Below are 7,820 nucleotides of genomic sequence, written 5' to 3'. Positions count from 1 at the left end.
GGGCTCGGTGGGCTCGACGGCCGGGAGGGGGCCGGTCGAGGCGTCCGGCGGAGGCGGCGCGTCCGGCACGTCGGCGGGCGTCGCCGTCGGCGCGGACGGGCGGGCGTGCGCGGGACGGTGCGGGCGGCGCCCGGCCATGGCGGACGGGCGGCCGACCGGCCCGACACCGAGGACGTCCCGGTCGTTCAGCGGCAGATGGGGGTCGGGCTCGACGCTCGGCAGGGAACCGGAGACGGGCGCCGGCGCCCTCGTGGCGGCAGGGGCCGTGGCCGCCGACGGCGCCGGTGTCGGGCCCGTCGTCGTTGCGGCCGGTTGGGCGGCCTGCGCGTGCGCCGGTTCGGCGCGGCGGTCCTCTTCGGCGGTCTCCGTCTGGGTGCCGTCCAGCTCCTTGGGGACGACGACGACGGCCTGCGTGCCGCCGAAGACGTTGCCCTGGAGCTGGACGCGGACCTTGTGGCGGCGGGCGAGCGCGGAGACCACGAGGAGCCCGATGCGCCCGTCCTTCAGCAGCTCCTCGGTGTCGGCCCGGTCCGGGTCGGTGAGCAGCTCGTTCAGCCGGCGCTGGTCGCCGCGCGGGATGCCGATGCCGCGGTCCTCGACCTCGATGGCGAGGCCCGCGCTGACCGTCTCGACGCGGATCAGCACCTGCGTGCTCGGCGGGGAGAACTTGGTGGCGTTCTCGATGAGCTCGGCGAGCAGGTGGACGACGTCCGCGACGGCGCTGCCGTGCAGGCTCCCCTCGATCGGCGGTACCACCTTCACCCGGTTGTAGTGCTCGACCTCGGCGATGGCCGAGCGCATCACCTCGTAGACGCTCACCGGCTTCGTCCAGCGGCGGCGGGACGCGGCGCCGCCGATCACGGCAAGGCTCTCGGCCTGGCGGCGCGTCCGGGTGGTGAGGTGGTCGACCTTGAACAGGCCCTTGAGGAGATCGGGGTCCTCGACCTGGTTCTCCAGCTCGTCCAAGCCCTGGATGGCCCGGTGCGACAGCGACTGCATGCGGCGGGCGAGGTTGACGAAGACGCCGACCCGCCGGCCGGCGCTGCCCGCGGGTTCGAGGGCCGCCGCGGCGATCACGGCGTTCCACGCCTCGCTCTGCGCCTTCCTCAACTCGTAGGCGAGCAGCATGACGGGATCGCCGGTGTCGGGCGGCGGAAAGTCCTCGCCGCGCGGCGCGGCCTTCTCGCCCGCGTTCAGCCCGGCGGAAAGCTTCTGCAGGTCCCGGCGGCCGTGGGCGACCAGGGACCCGAGCTCGCCGAGCCGCCACAGGACGTTCTCGACGGTCTCGCGATCGCGGCCGGCCGACTGGGCCTGCTGCCGCTGCACCCGGCGGGTGGCCGCGTCCGCCGCCACGACGGCGGCCCCGATGGTGATCGCCGCCCCGACCGCCGCCGCCGCGAGCACGAGCCGGGTCTGCTGCGACACGGTGTGCCCGCCGTACAGGACGGCCACCGCGGCCACCCCGAGGATCCCCACAATGGTCGCCGGGAGCACGGAAATGGACAGGTGATAGGTGCGTATACTGTCCTGCCGACGCGCGCCACGGGTCATTGACCTGCCGTTCTGCCGGGCGCCATGGTGCTCGGCGTCGGCAGCTGGTTCAAAGAAGTCAGGCATCGGCGTCCTCAGTGCCTCGACGGGTAAAGATCACGATACTGAGTAATACGTACTCGGATGTGTACAGTTCGTATCTAGGCTGGCACAACGCCTCATGCGGGAACCAAGGATTGCCGAGATTCGAGGGACCGGGGGTCACTATCGGGGCATCTGTCCTGTGATGTCCTGTTCTTCGGCATTCGGGTCGGTTGATCTTCAGCTGGCGTTCACCTGCGCGTCCTGCAATCCGGTCGGCATGGACGGCGGAAAAGCGCGAGAACGATCATCCGTAACGCCGCGCTCGTCCGAAACGCCCGGCCCGCGGCTGAACCGGGCATCAGAACTCCCTTGAAGATGCATGAGCGCGAGTACGGCGGCACCTCCGGCGCCCGGCTCTACAGGCTCGGCTGACCCAGTACTAAGGGCCGTCAGACCGGTCGGTCTGACGGCCCTGGGTGGGCGTTTCATGGTCAGGAGTTGTTGTAGGTGCGCTTGGCCCAGAGATAGGACGCGACGCCGATGCCCGCACACCAGGCGATGGCCATCGCCGCGTTGTTGTCGATGGGGGTACCGAGCAGGAGGCCGCGGACGGTCTGCATGATCGGGGTGAAGGGCTGGTACTCGGCGAACCAGCGCAGGGCGGTGGGCATGGAGTCGGTAGGGACGAAGCCGCTGCCCAGGAAGGGCAGGAAGACCAGGGGCATCGGCGCGTTGCTCGCCGCCTCGGGGGTCGGGGACTTCAGGCCGAGCGCGACCGACAGCCAGGTGACGGCGACGACGAACAGGGTGAGCAGCCCGGCGGCGGCCAGCCATTCGACGGCGGTGGCGTCGGGGCCGAAGCCCATCGCCAGCGCGACGCCGATGACGACGGCCATGCCGAGGAGCTGCTGGACGACGCTCGCGACGACGTGACCGGTCAGGACCGAGGCCCGCGAGATCCGCATGGTGCGGAAGCGGGCGATGATCCCCTCGGCCATGTCGGTGGCGACCATGACGGCGGTTCCCGTCGCGGCCATGGTCGCGGCCATGAGCAGGATGCCCGGGACGACGTAGTCGACGTAGGTGTCGCGCCCGCCGCCGAGGCCCGCGCCGAGCGCGCCGCCGAAGACGTAGACGAACAGGAACAGGAGGATCACGGGCGTGACGAGCAACTGCACGGTCATGGACGGGTAGCGGACGAGGCGCTTGAGCTGGCGCCGGACCATGGTGGAGGAGTCGCGGGCGGCGAGGGTGAGGGTGCTCATCGGAGGGCCTCCGTGTTCTGGCCGGTGGTCGGGTCGGCGTTCTGGCCGGTGGTCGGGTCGGTGTTCTGGCCGGTGAGGGTGAGGAAGACGTCGTCGAGGTCGGGGGTGTGGACGCTGAGATCGGCCGGTTCGACGCCCGCCGCGTCCAGCCGGGCGAGCAGGTCGCGCAGTGCCGCGACGCCGCCGTCGGACGGGACCTGGAGCGTGAGCCGGTCGTCGTCGGACGGGTCCACGAAGCCCCGGCCGAGCGCGCCGAGCGCGGTGTCGAGCGCGTCGTCGTTGGCGAACCGCAGGGAGACGTGGCCGCCGGGGATGAGCCGCTTGAGCTCGTCGGCGGTGCCCTCGGCGATCAGCCGTCCGCGGTCGAGGAGGGCGATGTGGTCGGCGAGCTGGTCGGCCTCCTCCAGGTACTGCGTGGTGAGGAAGATGGTGGTGCCGCCCGCGACGAGATCGCGGACGATGCCCCACATGGTGCGGCGGCTGCGCGGGTCGAGACCGGTGGTGGGCTCGTCCAGGAAGATCAGGCGGGGGTCGCCGACCAGGGTCATCGCCAGGTCGAGCCGCCGTTGCATCCCGCCCGAGTAGGTTCCGGCGGGCTTGCGGGCCGCGTCGACCAGGTCGAAGCGCTCCAGCAGCTCGGCCGCCCAGCGCTTGCCCGCGCGGCGGGGCAGGTGCTTGAGGTCGGCCATGAGGAGCAGGTTCTCCTCGCCGGTGAGCAGCTTGTCGACGGCCGAGTACTGCCCGGTGACGCCGATCGCGCCGCGCACGTCGTCGGCCTGGCGGGCCAGGTCGTGTCCCGCGACCCGGACCTCGCCGCCGTCGGCGCGGATCAGGGTGGACAGGATCTGGACGGTCGTCGTCTTCCCTGCGCCGTTCGGGCCCAGCAGAGAGAAGATCGTCCCTTCGGGGACGGCCAGGTCGATGCCGTCCAGCACGACCTTGTCGCCGTCCTTGCCCGCCTTGCCGGCGGGGTAGGACTTGCGCAGTCCGTTCGCTTCGATGGCCAGGTTCGTCATGGTTCTGCTCCTTCAGGGGCCGCGGCTTCAGAGGCTGCGGGCGGTGATGTCGCCGTGGGAGGTGGTGGCGCGGATCTCGAGCTCGGCGGTGCCGTCGTTCTTGAGGGCGTTGTCGATGCGCCCGGAGGCGGTGCCCGCGTCCAGGGCGGCCGAGACTCCGGCGGCGGCGCCGACCGTGATGTCGCCGGACCGGGTGCTGAGGACGACCGTGCCGCCCGTGGCCTCGGCGATCCGGATGTCGCCGCGCTGGGTGCCGATGTCGGCGGGGCCGGTCAGGCGGCCGATCTCGACGTCGCCGTCCAGCGCGGTGAGGCGGACACCGGCGGCCTCGTCGATCTTGACGTGGCGGTAGGCGCCCGCGAAGGCGAGGTCGCCGAGGCGGCCGACCGTCCGGAGTTCGGCGCCGGACGTCGTCGCCTCGACCCGGGAACCGGCGGGCAGCTTGACCGTCACCTCGACGGCCCCGGACGGGCCGAACACCTGGTTCCCGGCCGGAGCCTGGATCCGCAGGACGCCGTCGTCGCCGAAGCCGACCGTGGTCTGCTCCGCCGCCTTCACGTCGCGTCCCTTGGCGGCGCTCGCGGGCAGGACCTCGACCGCGGTGTCGGCCCGGTCCGCGGCGATGATCTGGACGCGTCCCGCGGGGATGTCGATGACGGCGGTGATCGGGGCGGTGGTGTCGAACTTCCGCATCGTGCTCTCCTTTGCGCTTGTCGTTTCCAACACTGGAAACGCTACGTTGCTTTCCGGATCTCTGCAACGCGTCTGTTGCGCTGTTGAAGTAACTATGCAGGTCAACACGTAGAAAGTGTTGCAACCGTCTTCAGAGTTAACGCAATGATGGCAAGGCAGTCATTGCAATGGAGTGGAGGTGAACGCTAGGGTGGAGGGGTCGGACCACCGCCGTGAAGGATCAGCAAGGAGATCGCGATGCCCGGAGGCAGGCTCACCCAGCAGGACCGGCGGCAGATCGCGCTGGGGCTGGCCGACAACCTCCCCTACGCCGAGATCGCGCGCCGGCTCGACCGTCCGACCTCGACGGTCACGCGTGAGGTGATGCGCAACGGCGGCCCGGCCGGGTACCGCGCCGACCTGGCCCACCGCGCCACCGAGCAGCGCGCCCACCGGCGGCGGCAGGCCGCGCCCCCGGGCGTGGAGGCGGCGCCGCAGCCCTACGGGCGCGACGCCGAGGCCGTCCGCGAGTTCACGGAGACGCTCACCACCGTCCTCATGGCCTCGGGCCTGCCGAAGATGATGGCCCGGGTGCTGGCCTGCCTCTACACCACTGATTCGGGCAGCCTCACCGCGTCCGAACTCGCGCAGCGGCTACAGGTGAGCCCGGCGTCCATCTCCAAGGCGATCACGTTCCTGGAGAACCTGGAGCTCGTCCGCCGCCAGCGCGACGAACGCCGCCGCGACCGCTACGTCGTCGACGACGACCTGTGGTACCAGTCGGTGATCCGCAGCGCCCGCGCCAACGACGAGTTCGCGGAGGCCGCGCGGCAGGGCGTCGCCGTGCTCCGTCCCGGCACCCCGGCCGCCGCGCGCCTGCAGAACGCCGCCCGCTTCCTCGACTTCGTCAGCGAGAGCCTCCTCCGCGCCGCCGAGCAGGCCCGCGAGGTCCTCTACACCCCGACCGAGCCGACTGAGCCGACCGAGCCGTCGCCTTCGGGCCGCCGGTAGATCCTGTTCTCCAGTGCCTGCTTGTAGAGGCGTCCGGCGCGGTAGCTGGAGCGGACCAGTGGGCCTGACATGACGCCTGCGAAGCCGATCTGTTCGGCTTCGGCCGACAGCTCGACGAACTCCTCGGGCTTCACCCACCGCTCCACCGGGTGGTGGCGGGCGCTGGGGCGCAGGTACTGGGTGATGGTGATCAGCTCGCAGCCGGCGGCGTGCAGGTCGCGCAGGGCCTGGGAGACCTCGTCGCGGGTCTCGCCCATGCCCAGGATCAGGTTGGACTTGGTGACCAGGCCGTCCTCGCGGGCGCGGGTGATCACTTCGAGGGAGCGCTCGTAGCGGAAGCCGGGGCGGATCCGCTTGAAGATCCGCGGCACCGTTTCCACGTTGTGCGCCAGCACCTCGGGCCGGGCGGAGAACACCTCGGCGAGCTGCTCGGGGACGGCGTTGAAGTCGGGGATGAGCAGCTCGACGCCGCAGCCGGGGACGGCGGTGTGGATCTGCCGGACGGTCTCGGCGTACAGCCAGGCGCCGCCGTCGTCCAGGTCGTCGCGGGCGACGCCGGTGATGGTGGCGTAGCGCAGGCCCATCGTGGCGACGGACTCGGCGACGCGGCGCGGTTCGTCGCGGTCGAGTTCGGCGGGCTTGCCGGTGTCGATCTGGCAGAAGTCACAGCGCCGGGTGCACTGGTCACCACCGATCAGGAACGTCGCCTCCCGGTCCTCCCAGCACTCGAAGATGTTGGGACAGCCCGCTTCTTGGCACACGGTGTGCAGGCCCTCGGACTTCACCAGCCCGGCCAGTTCCCGGTACTGCGGGCCCACGTGGGCGCGGACGCGCAGCCACTCCGGCTTGCGCTCGATCGGGACCTGGGCGTTGCGCGCCTCGATGCGCAGCAGCTTGCGTCCGGTCATGCGAGCGCCTCCTCCGGTGCGGGGTCGAGTGCGGGGACGATGTCCCGGGTGACGCGCGTGCGGGCCACGACCCTGCCGCCGCGCAGGACGATCCGGTCCTCGCTCGCGGCGGCGACGGCCTCGTCCAGGTCCGCCGCGCGGATCGCGAGAAGGTCGGCGGGGCTGCCGGGGGCGAGGTCGGCGGGCGGGAGCCCGAGGGCGGCGCGGGCGTGCGCGGTGACCGCGTCCCACGCGTCCGCGACGGGCAGGTGCGCGGCGGCGACCAGGAGCGACGCCGTCTCGAACGGGTCGATGCGGCCGAGCGGGTTGAACGGGTCGCGCCAGTTGTCCCCGCCGCCCGCGACGGCGACCCCGGCCTCGCGCAGCGCGGCCACGGCCGTCAGCCCGCGCGGTGTGCGCGTCGGCTCGTCGCGGCCTTGCAGGTAGAGGTTGGTTTGGGGGAGCGTCACCACGGCGACGCCCGCGTCGGCGAGCGCGCGGCTCACTTCGCGGCAGGTAGCGGGGTCCTGCTGGCCGAGGCTGACGCAGTGCGAGGCGGTGGCTCGCCCGTGGAGTCCCCGGCGGGCGACCTCGCCGGCGAACCGGCGCAGGGTGAGCATGTCCGGGTCGGTGGTCTCGTCGAGGTGCAGGTCGAGGGGCAGCCCGGCCTCGTCCGCCGCCGCGGCCAGGGTGCGGAGGGCCGCCCGCGGGTTCGGGTCGAGCGCGGGGGCGCCGCCGACCACGTCGGCGCCCAGCTCGATGGCCTCGGCGAGGAAGCGCCGGTTGTGGCGCCCGGCCGCCCCGGCGACGGGCGCGGCGGCCAGCGCGACCACCTGGAGGTCGATCAATGCGGCGGCGCGCTCGCGCAAGTCGGTCAGGACGCGCACGGACCGCGTGCCGATGCCCTCGCCCACGTCGGCGTGTGAGCGGACGGCCGTGTACCCGTGGGCGAGCGCGGTCAGCAGGGCCTCGGTGGCCCGGGAGCGGAGGTCGGCCTCGTCCATCGTCGCGTAGGCCGTGCGGATCGCGGTGACCGCACCGGGAAGGTCGCCGCGCGGGTTGGGCGCGCGGCGGGCCAGCAGCGCCTTGTCGAGGTGGGCGTGCGGTTCGGCCGGGGCCGGCAGCAGCAGGTATCCGGCCAGGTCGAGCCGGTCGGCGCCGGCCGCGCGGGGGTCGGTGGCGGCGCTCGCGCCGAGCGCGGCGACGCGGCCGTCGGCGATCAGGACATCGGTCGTCCCGCCCGCACGGGTGGTGGCGCGTTCCAGAAGCACGTGGTCGATCATCCCTGGCCCTACTGGCAAGATGTATGACATGTTGACAGTAACTGGACTGATGTGTGGAGGCAAGTGATGCGCGGTCTGAGCGGCACGAAGGTCCTGGTCACGGGGGCGGGC

General features: G+C 72.2%; 7 protein-coding genes. 1 reads left to right on the top strand and 6 read right to left on the bottom strand.

Features of this window, described 5'->3' with window-relative positions:
* From E1264_RS37065 to E1264_RS37050, 4 genes are all read right to left on the bottom strand, one after another.
* Positions 1-1,494: ATP-binding protein (locus E1264_RS37065; RefSeq protein WP_165964571.1), on the bottom strand; the 1,494-nt coding region annotated here is incomplete at its 3' end.
* Positions 1,495-2,066: 572 nt separating this feature from the next.
* On the bottom strand, positions 2,067-2,840 hold the full coding sequence (locus E1264_RS37060; protein WP_132181288.1) for an ABC transporter permease: 774 nt from the start codon (positions 2,838-2,840) through the stop codon (positions 2,067-2,069).
* Positions 2,837-3,856, bottom strand: coding sequence for an ATP-binding cassette domain-containing protein (locus E1264_RS37055; protein WP_132181286.1), 1,020 nt, complete (start codon positions 3,854-3,856; stop codon positions 2,837-2,839). Before E1264_RS37055 ends, E1264_RS37060 begins: the two co-directional genes overlap by 4 nt.
* A gap of 27 nt (positions 3,857-3,883) precedes the next feature.
* Positions 3,884-4,549, bottom strand: a complete 666-nt coding sequence (locus E1264_RS37050) for a DUF4097 family beta strand repeat-containing protein (RefSeq protein WP_132181284.1) — start codon at positions 4,547-4,549, stop codon at positions 3,884-3,886.
* A gap of 237 nt (positions 4,550-4,786) precedes the next feature.
* Between E1264_RS37050 and E1264_RS37045 the strand changes: the two genes are divergently transcribed.
* Positions 4,787-5,539: a helix-turn-helix domain-containing protein gene (locus tag E1264_RS37045; RefSeq protein ID WP_132181282.1), complete on the top strand. Its 753-nt coding sequence runs from the start codon at positions 4,787-4,789 to the stop codon at positions 5,537-5,539.
* Here E1264_RS37045 and lipA read toward each other — a convergent pair.
* Both lipA and E1264_RS37035 read right to left on the bottom strand, forming a co-directional pair.
* A complete protein-coding gene (gene lipA, locus E1264_RS37040; protein WP_132181280.1) occupies positions 5,482-6,447 on the bottom strand; it encodes a lipoyl synthase in 966 nt (321 codons plus the stop codon). The genes E1264_RS37045 and lipA overlap by 58 nt on opposite strands.
* Complete coding sequence (locus E1264_RS37035) at positions 6,444-7,697, bottom strand: amidohydrolase family protein (protein WP_132181278.1); 1,254 nt, start codon at positions 7,695-7,697, stop codon at positions 6,444-6,446. The genes lipA and E1264_RS37035 overlap by 4 nt, the downstream gene beginning before the upstream one ends.
* Positions 7,698-7,820: the final 123 nt, after the last annotated feature.

This window comes from Actinomadura sp. KC216, assembly GCF_004348535.1.
Taxonomy (GTDB): Bacteria; Actinomycetota; Actinomycetes; order Streptosporangiales; family Streptosporangiaceae; genus Spirillospora.
The sequence above is the reverse complement of the archived record's forward strand: the minus strand, read 5'-3'. Positions and strand labels throughout refer to the sequence as shown.